This window comes from Salinicoccus jeotgali, assembly GCF_055379195.1.
Genome location: NZ_AP043830.1, coordinates 1,151,712 through 1,168,286 on the forward strand (window position 1 = coordinate 1,151,712; position 16,575 = coordinate 1,168,286).

18 protein-coding genes are annotated in these 16,575 nt (G+C 44.7%); 13 read left to right on the forward strand and 5 right to left on the reverse strand.

Features of this window, described 5'->3' with window-relative positions:
• Window positions 1–9 precede the first annotated feature (9 nt).
• Window positions 10–1,125 carry a flavodoxin-dependent (E)-4-hydroxy-3-methylbut-2-enyl-diphosphate synthase gene (gene ispG / locus ACZ43I_RS05745; protein WP_425568351.1) on the reverse strand — a complete coding sequence of 372 codons (1,116 nt, stop codon included), beginning with the start codon at window positions 1,123–1,125 and terminating at the stop codon, window positions 10–12.
• Window positions 1,126–1,214: 89 nt separating this feature from the next.
• Window positions 1,215–1,943 carry a DUF1189 family protein gene (locus tag ACZ43I_RS05750; protein WP_344702160.1) on the reverse strand — a complete coding sequence of 243 codons (729 nt, stop codon included), beginning with the start codon at window positions 1,941–1,943 and terminating at the stop codon, window positions 1,215–1,217.
• Window positions 1,944–2,098: 155 nt separating this feature from the next.
• Between ACZ43I_RS05750 and ACZ43I_RS05755 the strand changes: the two genes are divergently transcribed.
• From ACZ43I_RS05755 to ACZ43I_RS05790, 8 genes are all read left to right on the forward strand, one after another.
• Window positions 2,099–2,701 carry a superoxide dismutase gene (locus ACZ43I_RS05755; RefSeq protein WP_344702162.1) on the forward strand — a complete coding sequence of 201 codons (603 nt, stop codon included), beginning with the start codon at window positions 2,099–2,101 and terminating at the stop codon, window positions 2,699–2,701.
• Window positions 2,702–2,818: 117 nt separating this feature from the next.
• Complete coding sequence (locus ACZ43I_RS05760) at window positions 2,819–5,002, forward strand: peptidoglycan D,D-transpeptidase FtsI family protein (protein ID WP_344702164.1); 2,184 nt, start codon at window positions 2,819–2,821, stop codon at window positions 5,000–5,002.
• Between the two features lie 147 nt (window positions 5,003–5,149).
• On the forward strand, window positions 5,150–5,722 hold the full coding sequence (locus ACZ43I_RS05765; RefSeq protein ID WP_344702166.1) for a 5-formyltetrahydrofolate cyclo-ligase: 573 nt from the start codon (window positions 5,150–5,152) through the stop codon (window positions 5,720–5,722).
• Window positions 5,691–7,127, forward strand: coding sequence for a rhomboid family intramembrane serine protease (locus ACZ43I_RS05770; protein ID WP_344702168.1), 1,437 nt, complete (start codon window positions 5,691–5,693; stop codon window positions 7,125–7,127). The genes ACZ43I_RS05765 and ACZ43I_RS05770 overlap by 32 nt, the downstream gene beginning before the upstream one ends.
• A complete protein-coding gene (locus ACZ43I_RS05775; protein ID WP_344702170.1) occupies window positions 7,120–7,308 on the forward strand; it encodes a YqgQ family protein in 189 nt (62 codons plus the stop codon). Before ACZ43I_RS05770 ends, ACZ43I_RS05775 begins: the two co-directional genes overlap by 8 nt.
• A gap of 2 nt (window positions 7,309–7,310) precedes the next feature.
• A complete protein-coding gene (locus ACZ43I_RS05780) occupies window positions 7,311–8,270 on the forward strand; it encodes an ROK family glucokinase (RefSeq protein WP_344702172.1) in 960 nt (319 codons plus the stop codon).
• Between the two features lie 100 nt (window positions 8,271–8,370).
• Window positions 8,371–8,688 (forward strand): helix-turn-helix domain-containing protein, encoded by a 318-nt coding sequence (locus tag ACZ43I_RS05785; RefSeq protein ID WP_344703118.1) that lies wholly within the window; start codon window positions 8,371–8,373, stop codon window positions 8,686–8,688.
• A 2-nt stretch (window positions 8,689–8,690) separates the two neighbouring features.
• Window positions 8,691–9,530, forward strand: coding sequence for an IS3 family transposase (locus ACZ43I_RS05790; protein WP_344703120.1), 840 nt, complete (start codon window positions 8,691–8,693; stop codon window positions 9,528–9,530).
• Window positions 9,531–9,594: 64 nt separating this feature from the next.
• On the opposite strand, the gene ACZ43I_RS05795 is transcribed toward ACZ43I_RS05790, so the two are convergent.
• On the reverse strand, window positions 9,595–10,323 hold the full coding sequence (locus tag ACZ43I_RS05795) for an SDR family NAD(P)-dependent oxidoreductase (RefSeq protein WP_344702819.1): 729 nt from the start codon (window positions 10,321–10,323) through the stop codon (window positions 9,595–9,597).
• A gap of 155 nt (window positions 10,324–10,478) precedes the next feature.
• Here ACZ43I_RS05795 and ACZ43I_RS05800 point away from each other — a divergent pair, with 155 nt between their 5' ends.
• Window positions 10,479–11,684, forward strand: a complete 1,206-nt coding sequence (locus ACZ43I_RS05800; protein ID WP_344703086.1) for an argininosuccinate synthase — start codon at window positions 10,479–10,481, stop codon at window positions 11,682–11,684.
• Window positions 11,677–13,053 (forward strand): argininosuccinate lyase, encoded by a 1,377-nt coding sequence (gene argH / locus ACZ43I_RS05805; protein WP_344702820.1) that lies wholly within the window; start codon window positions 11,677–11,679, stop codon window positions 13,051–13,053. Before ACZ43I_RS05800 ends, argH begins: the two co-directional genes overlap by 8 nt.
• 53 nt (window positions 13,054–13,106) lie before the next feature.
• Here the strand turns inward: argH and ACZ43I_RS05810 are convergent, their stop codons facing one another.
• Window positions 13,107–13,346, reverse strand: coding sequence for a DUF2759 domain-containing protein (locus ACZ43I_RS05810; protein WP_344702821.1), 240 nt, complete (start codon window positions 13,344–13,346; stop codon window positions 13,107–13,109).
• A 90-nt stretch (window positions 13,347–13,436) separates the two neighbouring features.
• On the opposite strand from ACZ43I_RS05810, the gene ACZ43I_RS05815 reads away from it, so the two are divergent.
• Window positions 13,437–14,060, forward strand: a complete 624-nt coding sequence (locus tag ACZ43I_RS05815) for an MBL fold metallo-hydrolase (RefSeq protein ID WP_344702822.1) — start codon at window positions 13,437–13,439, stop codon at window positions 14,058–14,060.
• 47 nt (window positions 14,061–14,107) lie between these two features.
• Here ACZ43I_RS05815 and ACZ43I_RS05820 read toward each other — a convergent pair whose 3' ends face one another.
• A complete protein-coding gene (locus ACZ43I_RS05820; RefSeq protein WP_344702823.1) occupies window positions 14,108–14,347 on the reverse strand; it encodes a DUF2626 family protein in 240 nt (79 codons plus the stop codon).
• 215 nt (window positions 14,348–14,562) lie between these two features.
• Here ACZ43I_RS05820 and comGA point away from each other — a divergent pair, with 215 nt between their 5' ends.
• Together comGA and comGB are read left to right on the forward strand one after the other, a co-directional pair.
• Window positions 14,563–15,555 carry a competence type IV pilus ATPase ComGA gene (comGA, locus tag ACZ43I_RS05825; protein ID WP_344702825.1) on the forward strand — a complete coding sequence of 331 codons (993 nt, stop codon included), beginning with the start codon at window positions 14,563–14,565 and terminating at the stop codon, window positions 15,553–15,555.
• On the forward strand, window positions 15,521–16,573 hold the full coding sequence (comGB, locus tag ACZ43I_RS05830; RefSeq protein WP_344702826.1) for a competence type IV pilus assembly protein ComGB: 1,053 nt from the start codon (window positions 15,521–15,523) through the stop codon (window positions 16,571–16,573). Before comGA ends, comGB begins: the two co-directional genes overlap by 35 nt.
• The last annotated feature ends 2 nt before the right edge of the window (window positions 16,574–16,575 follow it).

Consider the following 16,575-nt stretch of genomic DNA (forward strand, 5'->3'; position numbering starts at 1 on the left):
TTTGCTGTGTTATTTATTTGCCGCTTCTTCTTTGGCTTTACGTTCTTTTTCGTAATGTTCTTCAGCCAGTATATCGATTTCCTTCTTGAGCTCATCGACCATCGTTTCTTCCGGCACTTTTCTGACTGTCTTACCGTGCATGAAAAGAAGTCCTTCCCCACGGGCACCTGCTATACCGATATCCGCTTCGCGAGCTTCGCCTGGTCCGTTTACTGCACAACCAAGTACCGCCACTTTAAGCGGTGCCTTGATGGATGAAATATATTCTTCCACTTCATTCGCGATTGAAATCAAGTCGATCTCGATACGGCCACATGTCGGGCATGCAATGAGAGTGGCTGCGTTACTTGCCAGACCGTAGCTTTTCAGAAGTTCTCTTCCGACTTTGATCTCTTCAACAGGATCGGCAGATAGGGATATGCGCATCGTATTGCCGATGCCGCGTGAAATGATGGCACCGAGTCCCGCAGAACTTTTCACAGTACCGGCAAATAGGGTACCACTCTCAGTGATGCCGAGGTGCAGCGGATAATCAAATGCTGCTGCCGCTTTCTCATACGCTTCTATCGCCAAGTTGACGTCTGAGGCCTTCATGGAGACGATGATATCGTGGAAATCAAGGTCTTCCAAGATCTTGATGTGGTGCAGGGCACTCTCCACCATGCCGTCGGCTGTCGGATAACCGTATTTTTGAATGATGTGTTTCTCAAGACTTCCGGCATTGACGCCGATGCGGATCGGGATGCCTTTCGCTTTACACGCCTTCACCACTTCTTCGACTCTCTCCCGGCGTCCGATATTGCCTGGATTGATGCGGATTTTATCTGCGCCGCCTTCTACAGCGAGAAGGGCGAGCTTATAGTCAAAATGGATGTCCACAACGAGTGGAATATTGATCTGTTTTTTTATTTCTGGAATGGCGAGTGCATCTTCCTCTTTAGGACATGCAACACGTACTATCTGGCATCCTGCTTCTTCAAGACGATTGATTTCTGCGACTGTCGCTTCGACATCATGTGTCTTTGTCGTCGTCATGCTTTGGATGATGATCTGATCGGAACCGCCGATCGTCAAATCGCCAACCTTTACAGGTCTTGTATTAGTACGATGTGTTATTTGGGACATAATCAAGCTCCTCATGTATATGATGATACTCTAAATCACTAGCAATTATACTAGAAACCGGCCAGAAATGTAAATGTAATGCCTACTGATTACGTTTTCATGACCGGCAGTTTCCTGAAGTAATGGATATAGAACGGCAACGTCAAAAGATATAGGGACCAGAGCATGCTTCCCGAAAGCAGCTCGACTAGAGCCATCGGCAAGAGGATGAACGCAGTTGCAAAGGAAATGAATTTGTACCAGTTCATAAAGCGCGATTTCCGTTTCAGCAATGCCGAAGATGTATGGAAGAGATAGGCAAGGATCGACATGAAGATGACGCTAAAGAACATGACCACAAATATAAAGAAGACCACATATACTGACACGTAGAAATAAAGGCTTGAAGATTGTTGGGATATGAAAGTCTTGAGCCCCTCATCATCCTTGACGTCGCCGATATAGGAATAGTCGAACCCAGTGTTTTGCACATCACGGATGTATATGCCGTCTTTTACGAAACCGATCAGAACATTGCGATCTTCTACTGAATCGGTGGCGACTTCACTGCTGAAAAGGACATCATTCCCTTTTATTGACACAGTTTCATCCTCACCGACGTATTGGCCATCTACAATGGAGAATTCCGGAATTTCCGATTCGATGTCTGCAAGTCCAGCCGCAGCATTGGCACTTTGAAAAAGCGCAATGATGTTCGGCAATGCGATAAGCAATGAGATGACGAATATATTCAACAGCATGTGTTTGAAGTTTGCCGTTCTAAAAAGCGGGTATTTCTCAAATGTAAGCAGACGCTTGTAAAAAGTGAACAGTTTCATCTTGTAACGCTTCCTTTTGTACTAATGTATTGTAGTGCAGGCGTCACTCAGCCCTTAGGCTGAATAATCCATACCAATGTGCAATACATTTGTCATTTTATCATTGAATTGATATATTTGGTATGTAAACAAATCACTATGGAGGGGAATTTACTATGGCTTTTGAACTACCAGAACTACCTTATGCATATGATGCGTTGGAACCACACATCGATAAAGAAACGATGGAAATCCACCATACAAAGCATCATAACACCTATGTAACTAAACTCAATGACGCTGTCAAAGGCACAGACCTTGAAAGCAAGTCCATTGAAGACATCATTAAAAATCTGGATTCAGTTCCTGAAGACAAGAAAACAGCAGTGAGAAACAATGGTGGCGGACACCTTAACCACTCACTATTCTGGGAGCTCCTCACTCCAGAAACAAAAGAACTCTCTGGTGAACTCAAAGACGCAATCGAATCCAAATTCGATTCTGTAGACAAATTCAAAGAAGAATTTGAAGCAGCAGGTGCTGGACGCTTCGGTTCCGGCTGGGCTTGGCTCGTTGTAAACAATGGTGAGCTCGAAATCGTATCTACACCTAACCAGGACAACCCAGTAACAGACGGCAAGGCACCTATCCTCGGTGTTGACGTTTGGGAACATGCCTACTACCTGAAATACCAAAACAAACGTCCAGAATACTTGAAAGCTTTCTGGAACGTCGTCAATTGGGATAAGGTAAGCGAATTGTACAGCAATGCTAAATAATTCCAAGCAATGGGAATGGGACGGGCAACCGTCCCTTTTTTAATTTCCAGAACCAAAGATTCCATAATGTGATAGAATGACATTACATATTTTTCAGGTAAAAGAGGATGAGTTTTATTGAAAAGAGCCAAAACCAAGAGTCTTGAAACCATAAATAATCAAGTGATGAAATCCAGGATAAACATAATCATGCTGATCGTCTTCCTTCTTTGCCTGGCACTCATATTCCGCATAGGTTATCTGCAGATCGTCAAAGGGGATATGTACCAGGAAGAGGTGGAGAATGCCCAGTATGTAGAGATCAACCAAAATGTGCCGCGCGGTGAAATATACGACCGGAATGGCAACTTGCTTGTCGGCAATGCTTCCAAGAAAGCCATCTATTTCACCCGTCACCGGAATATGTCCTCCGGTGAAATAATGGATGTCGCCCTGAAGTTATCGGATTACATCGAGATGGATACTGAAAACATCTCCCTTAGGGATAAACAGGATTATCTGATCAACCGTTATCCGGAAGAAGTAGAAAAGATAATGAAAAAAGAACAGACCTTACTCGATAATGGCAATATTTCACAAAAACAGTTCAATGAAGAGTTATATAGGCAAATCGATGACCAACAGCTATCAGACATTCTGTCAGAAGAAGATCTCAACACGATCGCCGTCTTCGTCGAGATGGTCAACGCCCGGGAACTCAATCCTGTAGTCGTTAAGAGTGAGGACGTGACCGAGTCCGAGTTCGCGGCCGTGAATGAGTCGCTTGATTCATTGGAAGGCATTTCCACCGGGATGGACTGGGAACGTGAATATCCGTATGACTCCACCCTTAAGACCGTTCTCGGAGAAGTATCCTCATCAGAAGAAGGGTTGCCAAAAGAACTGCTCGATTACTATATGGCAAGGGGATATTCGCGTAATGACAGAGTAGGTAAAACCTACCTTGAATACCAATATGAAAATGTTCTGCGCGGTGAAAAGGCACAGGTTAAATATTCCACCGACAAATCAGGTAAAATACTTAAGCAGGAAACGGTCAAGAAGGGGGAGCCGGGCGATGACCTGTATCTCACCATCGATATCGAACTTCAACTTGAACTTGAAGAGATTGCCGAACATCACCTCACATCCCTCAGAAAGATGGCTGAGGAAGTGGCGGCACGCAATAATAGGACCGGGGAACTCGATTACACGATCATCCCGGAATATTTGAACACAGTTGTTCTTGTCGTGCAGGACCCGAATAATGGGGATGTGCTGGCCATGGTCGGAAAACAGCTCGATGAAAATGGTGAAATCGTCGATTACCATTATGGTGCGCTTACCTCAACCTATCCGGTAGGTTCCTCCATAAAAGGTGCCACAGTCACAACCGGCTATCAAAATGACATCATCGAGCCGGGGGAAGTGATGATCGATGAGCCCCTTAATTTTGCAGGGGATGATACAAAATCTTCATTCTTCAACCGCGACAGCAAAGTTGCGATAGATGACCAGGAAGCGCTGATGGTCTCTTCCAACGTCTACATGATGAAGATCGCCATGGGGCTGGCAGATTTCAGCTATACACCGGGAATGTCATTGCCGACGGATATTACAGGTGGCGCGAACAAATTGAGGAATGGCTTGAATCAATTCGGCCTCGGGGTGTCGACGGGCATTGATCTGCCGAACGAAGCCACCGGGCTCAGTCCGGATCTGACAAACAACCCATCAAATTTATTATCCCTATCCATCGGACAGTATGACACGTATTCTGCACTCCAACTGTCCCAGTACATGTCCACCATTGCAAATGGCGGAAACAGGGTTGGACTTCATATGGCAAAAGAAGTGCGCAGTGGAGATGCCAACGGGGAAGGGACACTGCTGCAATCCTTCGATGGCAAAGTGCTGAATACTGTACTGTATTCTCCAGAAGAGCTGGAGCAGATCCATAAAGGGTTCTATGATGTGTTCAACACGCATGACACCGCAACGAATCGATACGGCACCGGCTGGGATGCCTATCATGAGCTCGAACCAAAGGCTGCAGGCAAGACTGGTACGGCCGAGACAGAATTTGAAGGAATAGAGGTCCTGAACCAGACATATACAGGCTACGCGCCGTATGATGATCCGGATATGGCATTCGCCGTCATCTTCCCGAATATGCCCTATACGGTTCCTTTCTTCCCTGGACAGTACTTAGGCCGCGATGTCGTCAATAAGTATTATGAACTCTATTATGAGCAGTCACCTAAACCGAATTATCAATATAATACAGATACTTTTTATCCGAAACTCGTGTACGGACAGTAAGGCACCTTTAAAGGTGCCTTATTTTTTGGATTTATAGTGCTTGAGATGGCGGTGTATAATAGTTATTGCAACTGACGGCTTTTGATTTGACGGTGGAATGATTATAATGAAAGATAGAAATGAAATGCGGAAAGAGAGGCTTTTGAAATGAATAAGAAAGATATGCGAAAAGAGATGATGGACAGGCTGGCTTCGCTCGATCCTTCTGACAAGAAGCGCAAGGAGGAAACTTTAAAAACCAAGCTACTTGAATATATCAGTCAATTGAACATCACTTCAGTCGGCATCGTGCTGTCGATGCCGCACGAAATGGATACCGATGGCATCATCAGTCAATTGAAATCGCAAGGAATAGAAATCTATACACCCGTATGCAACTACGACCAGAAAGTGATGAACTTCTGCGAGTTCTCTTCTTTTGATGCGGTTGTAAAAGATGAAAAGGGATTGAGGGTGCCAGAGGATGCCGAGCGCGTCAACAATGCACCTGGTCTCATCCTGGTCCCAGGCCTCATCTATTCTCAAACCGGCTACCGGATCGGATATGGGGGCGGGTATTATGACAAGTTTCTGGCAAACTATACCGGCCTGAAAGTATCATTACTTTTTGAAGAGCAGCTTGGTGAAGTCATTGTCGAACCCCATGATATCCCTGTAGATATATTGATTACACCAGAGCGTACGATAGATGCAGCAGAGAAGAGAAATGAAGATGCCTGATATATGGCGCACCGCCTACGAAGTGACCCGTTATACAGATTATACGTTTTACGATTTCGACCAGAGTCGTGAAGTGATATGGCTTAAAAACGATAAAAAAGCGAGTATGATGTGCCTGCATGCCACAAATGTAGACACATCATCTGAGGACGCCGTCGACTATATACTACACCGCCTGTTTATCCGCGGTCAGCATGGGGTGGTGCGTCATGTTGAAAGTTATTATCCTGATGCGGACGGGGCGTCCGAACGATTCGAAGCGGATGGCGTAGAGATTACCCACGAGGGGATCAAAGACTACGGCACTCTGATCGATAATCCTTTCTATAGATTAGACTTGAAATATAAACAATCCAAGCCTGCCGCGCATTACCAGAAACGATTGTTGAGCCGGCATCCTTTTGAACGCTATATGATCCGCTTCACTCCGATGACATATTTATTGACCGCAATCAATCTGGTTGTGTTCCTGCTCAATCTCATCCTTATCCATATAGTCGGTTCCTTCCAGCTTACAGAGCAGCTGGCTGTCAGCCACTCTGCAGTGGTTTCCGGGGATTTATACAGACTTTTGAGCAGCAGCTTCCTGCACGTCACCGTCGAGCATTTCCTGTTTAACATCTTTGCTTTATTCATAGCCGGAAAATTCATAGAAGTGCTCTATGGAAAGTGGCGCTTGGCCATCGCCTATGTATTGACAGGCATACTATCAAGTCTCTTTTCACTGGTGTTCATCACTGAAGGGGCTTCCCTCGGCGCGAGTGGGGCAGTATACGGCCTGATCGGCATTCTGATTGTACATCTGTTGATCAGAGGTAAAATCGACTTGAAGCTGCTTCTGCAGGTCGCCATTTTATTTGTGGTATTATCATTCATCTCCCAAATCATGGCGAACATCAATCATTATGCGCATTTCGGTGGACTTCTGCTTGGGGGATTGCTTGGCATACTGTTTAACCGTCAATATTTCAAACGGGTGTGGGCCATAGCATCCATTTCTCTGCTGGTGTTAATTGCAGCAGTCTCATATTTTATGGTGATGGGCTCGGACGCAGAACCGTCGCATAACCAGGAAGCAATGTCGAAGCTTCAAGCCGGGGACTATGGTGCAGCACTTGGCATCGTCACTGAAGCGGTTAATGAAGGTGATGATACAGCAGGTACCTACCACGTACTCGGACTTATTGCTGAGTACACGGGAGACTATGACCTTGCTGAACAGTACCATGAGAAAAGCTTTGAGATGAATCCGAAACATGAGTGGGCAGTGAAGCACAAGCTGCTTAAACTCAGAAAGGATAAAGACTATGAAGCCATGGGCCGAATTCTGGACGACTTGAACATTAAGAGAATTAAAGACGAAGAATTGAGGCTCATCACCAAGGAGTATTATGGAAATGAATAAGGATCTAAACCACATCAACCAACTGCTGAGACGTTTTGGCATATATGTATATGATAGGGATAGGAGCAATATGCTCCTTATGATGGAAATGGAAATCAAGGAATTATACAAGGCCGGGCTGCTCGATAAGAAAGAATATGCCGAAGCCCTGTTGATTCTAAGACACAGAAAGGACGGCTGAGCATGGATAATATATTGGCGGCAGATATAGGGGGTACGACCTGCAAACTAGGATTATTTTCGGATGATGTGGAATTGCTCCATAAATGGGAAATTCCAACAGAAACACTGCCAGACGGGGGCAGGATACTGGAAGATATCTATGAAGCTTTCATAAAAGAGACCGCGAATCATGGCTTGGACTTGACGGATATTGCTGGTGTCGGTCTCGGAGTCCCAGGCCCGGTTGATTTTAAAAATGGCATTATAAACGGTGCGATCAACTTGAATTGGGATGGTAAAAAGCCAATTTCATATGAATTTGAGAAGATGAGCGGCATCCCAACAATCGTGGATAACGATGCCAATGTTGCAGCGCTCGGTGAGCAGCATAAAGGAGCTGGAAGCGGGTATGACGATGTGGTCATGGTGACGCTCGGTACAGGAGTTGGAGGCGGTATCGTCGTCAACGGCCTGCTTGCTCATGGTCATGGAGGCGCTGCAGGCGAGATCGGCCATCTTAACGTTGATACGAAGAGGAGGTTCCAATGCAACTGTGGCAAGAAAGGGTGTCTTGAGACGGTGGCCTCTGCCACAGGTATTGTGAACCTTGCCAGACATCATTTTCACAATGGTGTGGAAACCACACTCTCTAAAGCCCTGGAAGAAGGCACGGTAACATCCGCGGCTGTCGTTGAAGCGGCAAAGGTCGGGGACACGCTCGGCATGAGGGTACTTGACGAAGTCGCCGGGTTCATTGGTCTTGCGTTGAGTGATATATCCGTCCTCACCAACCCGAATTACTTCATAATCGGTGGCGGCGTCAGCCGGGCCGGTGACATTCTTATGGATGGGATACGAAAGCATTATAGGCGGCTCACTTTCCCACCAGCCTATGAAAATACTGAGATCGTCTTTGCTGAACTCGGTAACGATGCAGGAATATACGGAGCCGCACGGCTCGTGAAACAATTTTTAACATAAAAAAAGCAGCCAAGTAGACTAACCTAATTATTTGAGACAATATAAAACACCTTCGAAATGGTACAATGTTCATCAAGTACTGAATCGGAGGTGTTTTTGCATGGGCAAAAACGTATATTCAAGTGAGACCAAGTGGGCAGTGGTCAAAGCGAAAATGGCGGGTGAATTGACTACAAATGAAATTATGGAGAAATACGGCATCAAGAATAAATCTCAAATTTCCACATGGGTCAGATGGTATAAGCAAGGGGAACTTTATCGATTTGATCAACCGATTGGAAAGCAGTATACCTATGGACATGGTCCTGAAGAGCGCTCAGCTGATGAACGAAAAGATCGTCAGATTGAACATTTGAAGATGGAGAACGATATTTTAAAAAAGTATATGGCGATCGAAAAGGAGTTGAAAAAGAAATAGTTCTGACACTTGTTGAAAGAATGCAGACCAAATACACGATTACTGCCATTTTAAGTGCATTGCTTGTGCCGCGTTCAACCTACTACCGATGGCGATCGGAAGCCACTGATTCATCGTTGACCGATGTCGAGCGGACAATCATTGATATATGTGAGTCGACGAAGTATCGATACGGCCATCGCAAGGTGAGAGCGTTGTTGCAGCGAGACTACAATATCAAAAGGAATCGGAACACTGTGCAGCGCATCATGCAGAAATATCATCTACAATGCCGGATTAAGCCGAAAAAGAAATGGCAGTCACAAGGGGAAACCATTATTATCGCACCCGATCGAATCAAGCGTGACTTTCAGGCTGCCGCGCCCAACCAAAAATGGGTCACGGACATTACTTACATCCAATACGGGCGCACTGTGCAGTACCTGTCAACGATTATAGATCTTTACAACAATGAGATTGTCGCAGCCAAATTGTATAATCATCAGCAGACGCCATTAGTGCTGGATACACTGAAAGAAGCTTTGGAGAAACGGGCACATCCTAAAGGCGTGATCATTCATTCGGACCAAGGGAGTGTGTATACATCATATGCCTATCAGTCATATGTAATGGAAAATAATCTGGTGAGCAGCATGTCCAGACGCGGGAACTGTTGGGATAATGCGGTCATCGAATCGTTCCATTCTAACCTGAAGTCTGAAGCGTTTATATACACCAGATTCAATTCACTCAGTAATGTTGAGACGATTTCACGTGTGAATCAATACTTAAAGTACTATAACGAAGAAAGAATACAAGAAAAATTAGGCTACCTTCCTCCAATTCATTTTGGAGGAAGGTAGCCTAATGAAGGTGTTTTATATGTGTCTCATACTGCTAGGTCAGTCTACAAGGCTGCTTTTTTTATTAGAGGAAATCGCTGATGCTGTAGCTTTCGGAAAAACCGAAATTGTCTGATGTGATGATGCGTTTTGCGACGTAGGCAGCGACTTTCGGTGGATATAGACGATTGGAAGATTTATGCTTTCTGAAGGTTTCAAGGTCCGGGAACTCTTCAGGGTCCGCAGAACGGATTTCCCCCTGCATATCCGTATCGACAACTCCGGGCCTGTAGGTGGCGGTGAATATCGGGTAGTCCAACCGATCCATCTCTTGGCGTAGAACATCACTCACCATATTTACTGCCGCTTTAGAACTGCAATATGCTGACCAACCTTCCATCGGATTTAAAGCAGCGCCACTGGAAACCGTAAGGATGCGTTTCGCAGCTTGAATGTCACTAAAGGCATTGACATAGCCTTTCATCAACAGTGCTGGGGCCAGTACATTGATTTTATAGTTTTTCATGAATCCTTGAGCATCCATGTTCGCAATGGAATGAACCGGCCCTACGATGCCTGCATTGTTGATCAAGTATATCTCGTCCCCTTTTTCCGGCGAGATGGAATTGAATATTTCAGGCAACATCTCTTCCAATTTCTGTTCATCCAGGAAATCCACATGAAATTCTTTATAAAGCTCAACATCCGTTTCGACTTTGGAACGGGAGATGCTGATAATCCGATCTTCCCTGAAGATGTCAAGCATAGCATGGCCAAGGCCACGGCTTGTTCCGGTTATAAATACATATCTCATACTAAACGCTCCTTTTATTCAGTTACTGATGATTATAGAGTCAACTGAAATATTTGTAAAATGCTGAAATGCAGATAAATGAATAAATATACTTGATTACGAATGTTTATAATGATATTATTTAAATTATTCTAAAGACGAGGGGATGTATGAAGATGAATGAAAAAGTAGTATTGGCCTATTCAGGCGGTTTGGATACAAGTGTGACAATTCAGTGGTTTATAGATAAAGGATACGATGTTGTGGCGTTGTGCCTAGATGTCGGAGAAGGAAAAGACTTAGATAAGGTCCAACAAAAAGCTCTGGATATGGGGGCGATTGAATCATATGTGATTGATACTACAAAAGAGTTTGCAGACGACTTCGTTTCTTATGCAATTTATGCAAATTCTATGTATGAAGGAAAATATCCACTAGTATCTGCATTGAGTCGCCCTTTAATCTCCAAGAAACTCGTGGAAGTTGCACACCAATCCAATGCAGACTATGTCGCCCATGGTTGCACAGGTAAGGGCAACGACCAAGTCCGCTTTGAAGTGGCCATCAAAAGCCTTGATCCTGCACTTAAGGTTCTTGCACCAGTACGTGAATGGACATGGAGTAGGGAAGAGGAGATCGATTATGCCAAAGAAAAGCAGATTCCCATCCCGGTAAACCTCGACTCGCCTTATTCGATAGACCAGAATCTGTGGGGCAGGAGCAATGAATGCGGTGTGCTTGAGGATCCTTGGGCCAAGCCACCGGAAGATGCATATGATCTGACCAGAAACATCAAGGAAACCCCTGACGAAACGGAAGAACTTGTACTGCATTTTGAAAATGGACTGCCAAAAGCCCTCAATGGTGTGTTCTACGAGTTGGATGAACTGATCATCAAATTGAATGAGATTGCCGGAGTCCACGGTATCGGGAGGATAGACCATGTCGAAAACAGGCTCGTTGGTATCAAATCACGCGAAGTGTATGAGACACCAGGTGCGAAGGTGATCCTTACAGCGAAGCACGACCTTGAAACGATCACATTGACAAAAGACATTGCGCACTTCAAACCATCCATCGAGCAGAAATTCACAGAGCAGATCTATAACGGGCTGTGGTTCTCCCCATTGTCGGAGTCCCTCAGGAAAATGCTTAAAGACATGCAGCAGCCAGTTAACGGCGAAGTACGCCTTGAACTGTACAAAGGCAATGTGACGGTCACCGGCAGGCGTTCCGACAACAGCTTGTATGATGAAAAACTTGCAACCTATACCAATGAAGATGCTTTCAATCAAGATGCTTCTGTAGGGTTCATTGAAATTTTCGGATTGCCGACCAAAGTAAAGGCGATGCTTGATAACGGTGTGAAACTTTATGACTAAAAAGGCATGGGGCGGAAGATTCCAAGGCGAGTCACTGGGTTGGGTGGAAGCATTCAATGCTTCCATCCATTTTGACAAGATACTCATCGAGAAAGATATAGAAGGTAGTATTGCACATGCAACCATGCTGGAGAAGAAGGGGATTTTAAGCGAAGACGAAGCAGAACAGATCATCTCCGGGTTAAAGGCGGTGATGGAGGATTTCAATGCGGGGCGGATGGAACTGTCCGTACAACATGAAGACATCCATATGAATGTCGAACGCGCACTGATCAATAAAATCGGGGAGGTGGGCGGCAAACTGCACACAGGGAGAAGCCGTAATGATCAGGTGGCGACAGATATGCATCTATACATCAAAGAACAAGTAGAACATATTATAGAAAGCATCAATAGTCTAAAAAAGACCATACTCGCACTTGCCGAGGAAAATATCCATGTCATCATGCCTGGCTACACTCACCTTCAAAGGGCACAGCCAGTCCTCTTTTCGCATCATATCATGGCATATTTCTGGATGCTGCAAAGGGATGGGGAGCGCTTCAGGGAGTCATTGAAGCGCATCGATCTATCACCGCTTGGAGCGGGGGCAATCAGCGGCACGACATTCGATATTGATCGCGAGATGACCGCCGACCTCCTTGGCTTTTCCGATATATACCAAAATAGTATGGATGCCGTCAGTGACCGTGACTATATCATTGAAACCCTTTCAAATATCAGCCTCGTGATGATACATCTGTCGAGGTTATCGGAAGAAATCATCTTCTGGATGAGCGAAGAAGCGAATTTCATTCAGCTGTCCGACCAATTCACTACCGGGAGCTCCATGATGCCACAGAAGAAGAATCCTGACATGGCAGAACTGATCCGCGGAAAAAGCGGACGGACGACCGGTGCCCTGATGGGCATGTTGATGTTGGTCAAAGGCCTCCCCTTGACCTATAATAAAGACCTTCAGGAAGATAAAGAAGGAATATTTGATGCAGTGACGACTGTTTTGGGGTCCCTAGAGATAATGAACGGCATGTTGGAGACTCTGTCCATAAATGAGGAAGTGCTAGAGGAGACGGTATCAGAAGATTTTTCAAATGCTACAGAACTGGCTGATTATCTGGTGCAGAAGGGAGTGCCTTTCAGAAAGGCTCATGAAGTGGTGGGGAAACTTGTTTTAAAGTGCATCCATTCCGGCAAGTACCTCAAAGATCTTAACCTAGAGGAATTCAAGCAACATCACTCTTCAATAGAGGACGACATCTATGATCAACTCTACCCCCGCACATCAGTTGACAGAAGGAACAGCCGGGGCGGCACCGGCACAGAGGCAGTAATCGCACAGATGAAACGTGCCGAAGCACTACTGAAATGACAAAAAAGGCAAATCCTCTAGAGGATTTGCCTTTTTTATATAAACGGTCCAGCCTAGTGCCCGAGGTCTGGATAACCGTATGTAAATATAGTCGCGATTGCGAAGAAACCAAAAGTGGCAACTGTTGCTAGACTGAAAAGTACCGCCAACAGATTTTTATTTTTGACTGCCGCCACCAATCCCCATATACCGACGATTGAAATCATCAGCATCAGCAGGGAAAAAGTGTTGATCCCGATATGGATCGACACGCCGCCAATTTCAAAAAGCTCACCCGTATCAATGAATGGCATGATGCTCAACCTCCCATAATCTCTTTATTCTCATATATATTGTATAATTAAAAATGTACTTTGTCGAGGAGATTTTAAGGAGGATCATTTATGGAAATAAGAACTTTACCCCTTGGGCCATTGGAAACGAATTGTTATCTGCTGCGTGAAGGAGAAGAGGTACTGATCGTCGATCCATCTGGAGAGCCTGAAAAGATCAAGGAGGCTATCGGGTTGGATCAGACCGTCAAAGGGATTTTGCTGACCCACGCCCATTTCGATCATATCGGAGCACTCGAAGATATCGCCAATCATTATGATGCTAAAACCTGGATGGGGCGCCCAGAGCTTGAGTGGCTTGCCGACCCGGCAAAGAATGGGTCGGCCAAGTATACGGACATGGGCTTGCCTATTATAACAGCCGATATACAGCCAATACCTCTAGAAGAAGGTCGTCATTCGATTGGTAAGTTTGAGTTCGAGGTCCTTTATACACCGGGCCATTCACCTGGAAGCTTAAGCTATCTTTTTAACGACTTCATCGTTTCAGGTGATGTCCTGTTCAACGGTGGGATAGGAAGGACAGATTTATATCAAGCAGACCATAGCACTTTGATCGACAGCATCCGCAGCAAGATGTATATGCTCGATGATGAGATCGTTGTATACCCAGGGCACGGCCCGGAGACCACCATCGGGTATGAAAAGAAGACAAATCCTTTTGTGAGGAAATAGAAAAAGGACCGTACAGATTTGAATCTGTACGGTCCTTTTAAACATGATCAACCAAATCTCGGCTCGAGTAAAAATGTAGTGAAGTACGTAAAACCTACAAAGAAAAGGACGAGGTATGCAGCAAAAACGTACATGTACATCCTTTCTGTCAATTTCATGTAACCGAGGAGAATGAAGAATCCGGTTTGCGCGAGAAACAGCAATGTCATCGCCATCATGTCACCGACATAGAAGAGGATTGCAAATACACCAGTCCAAAAGCCGAGTGTCTTGAATACTTTATCCATAAGAACAGTCCTTTCATCCTTACTTTACATATCATAGTCAATTATAAATAAAGAAGATATTAAAGTAAATACTAAATAAATCAAATGGTTTGGAATCCATTTCCATTATTCACTATTATACAACAAAAACTATGCCAATAAGGGGAAATTCATCAATTTATTTCAGAAAAGATCAATTCCTTCACTTTTACCCATATATAAGGTGGAGGTGAAGAATGAAAAAGCTTATAGAAACGATTTTAAAAGATGCAATGCTTGAGGAGGCCACGGATGTCCACTTGACATCTGAAGGTGAAATGGCGCATGTGAGGATCCGTTGCCTCGGAAAGATGCAGCTGCTCGAAGTGATCGACATTGAAGTCTATAGGCGAGCCATCAACTATCTGAAATTCATTGCAGATCTCGACATCAACGAACATCGTGTCCCGCAGAGTGGCCGCACCGCAATCCTGATTGATGAAGAAGTCGTCAACCTAAGGGTCAGTACACTACCAGTCTCGCTTATGGACGAAGTGGTCGTCATACGAATCCTCAACCTGATGGAAGATAAGGCATCGAATGAACTATTCAGCACCACTTCTGAATACGACTTCTTCCAGGACTACATCAACCGGCAGCAAGGTCTGATTCTGTTCACAGGTCCCACCGGTTCCGGGAAATCGACACTGATGCATCGGTTGATCAGGGAGATCGCAGCAAGAGGGGAACGGCAAATAATCAGCATTGAAGACCCGATTGAATATGAGCAGGAAGGGATTGTACAGGTTGAGATCAATGAAAAAGCACAAATCGACTACGAGCCTCTGCTAAAAGGTGTGTTGAGGTGTGACCCGGATGTCATAATGTTCGGGGAGATAAGGGATGCTAATATCGCGTCCAACCTACTTAGGGCAAGTTTATCGGGACACCTTGTATTCAGTACATTCCACAGCAAATCTGCTGTGGCCGCACTCAGTCGCCTTAAAGATTTTGGGCTCTATGATGAAGAGATGATACAAAGTATCTCATTGATCATAAACCAGCGTCTCATCCATACTCAAAAAGGATCTTATATCATTTATGAAACGCTTGGAAATACAGAGATACAAGAGTTTTTGAAGACCGGTTCCGTTGTTTATGGGACACTGCACGACCGCCTGATCCTTATGCTTGATGAAGGGGGGCTGAATGCGGATGAGTTTAGGTTTTACGAGGATAAATTCAAATAAACTCGGCAAATATGATGCCCACTTTCTGATCAAGCTCGCTGATTTGCTTGAAACTGGCTTCACTATGCAGCAGTCACTGCTTTTCCTGTTGGAACAATATGATGTGCTGAAACCAAAAGATCGACTGCAGATGATAGAGGCCGTCCGAGAAGGAAAAAGCCTTGGAAAATTACTTAAGGATATGGGATATGGCAATTCAGTCATTATCCAAATTGCATTTTCTGAAATACATGGGAAAGTATTGGAGACGTTGCGAGAATCTGCAAGGTATATCGAATACGTGAGGAATACGCGTTCGAAACTGCTTAAGGCGTTGCAGTATCCTTTGTTGCTGATAACAATTTTTGTAGGGCTTCTATTGACCCTCAATTTTACAGTCATCCCCCAATTCAAAAGCCTTTACAGTGCCATGGGCACACAATCTCAAGGGATTGTGGCACTGCTCATCAAAGCGCTTGATGCGTTGCCTATAGCACTCCTGGTGTGCTTTATAACCGGAGTTGTGGCTTGTATTGCTATATCAGCTATCTTTTCCATCAAGGACGTGGCATTGAAATCTCGTATATTTACCAAGATACCTTTAGTGAATTATTTTTTTACCGGCTATCAGACATATAGGTTTTCACGGGAGTTCGGCTATTTTCTGAATAATGGACTTGAAGTGAAGGAGATTCTTGACCTTTTCATTCATCAGGAAATAAATGGCTATCTAAGATATATGTCGGAGTCCATAAAGGATGGCTTGATGAATGGTGAAAGCCTGTCACTTGTCCTGGGCGAGGTAGAATTGCTTGATGCCAAATTGGCTGTGTTCGTCAGTCACGGCGAACAGAACAGCAGCGTCGGCAAGGAGCTTATCATGTTCAGCGAATACACGTTGGAGCGTCTTATCATGTATGTGGAAAATATAACGAAGAAGATACAACCCGTAATCTTCGCAATACTCGGAGTCCTCATCATCTGCTTATATCTGATTATAATACTACCGATATTCCAGATGATGTCTGCGATAAACTAGGA

Excerpts from the sequence above, each read along its gene's own strand:
- ACZ43I_RS05800 (WP_344703086.1), top strand. The coding sequence starts at position 10,479 with ATGAATGAAAAAGTAGTATTGGCCTATTCAGGCGGTTTGGATACAAGT.
- argH (WP_344702820.1), top strand. The coding sequence starts at position 11,677 with ATGACTAAAAAGGCATGGGGCGGAAGATTCCAAGGCGAGTCACTGGGT.
- comGB (WP_344702826.1), top strand. The coding sequence starts at position 15,521 with ATGAGTTTAGGTTTTACGAGGATAAATTCAAATAAACTCGGCAAATAT.
- ACZ43I_RS05755 (WP_344702162.1), top strand. The coding sequence starts at position 2,099 with ATGGCTTTTGAACTACCAGAACTACCTTATGCATATGATGCGTTGGAA.
- ACZ43I_RS05775 (WP_344702170.1), top strand. The coding sequence starts at position 7,120 with ATGAATAAGGATCTAAACCACATCAACCAACTGCTGAGACGTTTTGGC.
- ACZ43I_RS05820 (WP_344702823.1), bottom strand. The coding sequence starts at position 14,347 with ATGGATAAAGTATTCAAGACACTCGGCTTTTGGACTGGTGTATTTGCA.
- ACZ43I_RS05770 (WP_344702168.1), top strand. The coding sequence starts at position 5,691 with ATGCAGCAGAGAAGAGAAATGAAGATGCCTGATATATGGCGCACCGCC.
- ACZ43I_RS05765 (WP_344702166.1), top strand. The coding sequence starts at position 5,150 with ATGAATAAGAAAGATATGCGAAAAGAGATGATGGACAGGCTGGCTTCG.
- ACZ43I_RS05810 (WP_344702821.1), bottom strand. The coding sequence starts at position 13,346 with ATGCCATTCATTGATACGGGTGAGCTTTTTGAAATTGGCGGCGTGTCG.
- ACZ43I_RS05780 (WP_344702172.1), top strand. The coding sequence starts at position 7,311 with ATGGATAATATATTGGCGGCAGATATAGGGGGTACGACCTGCAAACTA.
- ACZ43I_RS05795 (WP_344702819.1), bottom strand. The coding sequence starts at position 10,323 with ATGAGATATGTATTTATAACCGGAACAAGCCGTGGCCTTGGCCATGCT.
- ACZ43I_RS05785 (WP_344703118.1), top strand. The coding sequence starts at position 8,371 with ATGGGCAAAAACGTATATTCAAGTGAGACCAAGTGGGCAGTGGTCAAA.
- ispG (WP_425568351.1), bottom strand. The coding sequence starts at position 1,125 with ATGTCCCAAATAACACATCGTACTAATACAAGACCTGTAAAGGTTGGC.
- comGA (WP_344702825.1), top strand. The coding sequence starts at position 14,563 with ATGAAAAAGCTTATAGAAACGATTTTAAAAGATGCAATGCTTGAGGAG.
- ACZ43I_RS05750 (WP_344702160.1), bottom strand. The coding sequence starts at position 1,943 with ATGAAACTGTTCACTTTTTACAAGCGTCTGCTTACATTTGAGAAATAC.
- ACZ43I_RS05815 (WP_344702822.1), top strand. The coding sequence starts at position 13,437 with ATGGAAATAAGAACTTTACCCCTTGGGCCATTGGAAACGAATTGTTAT.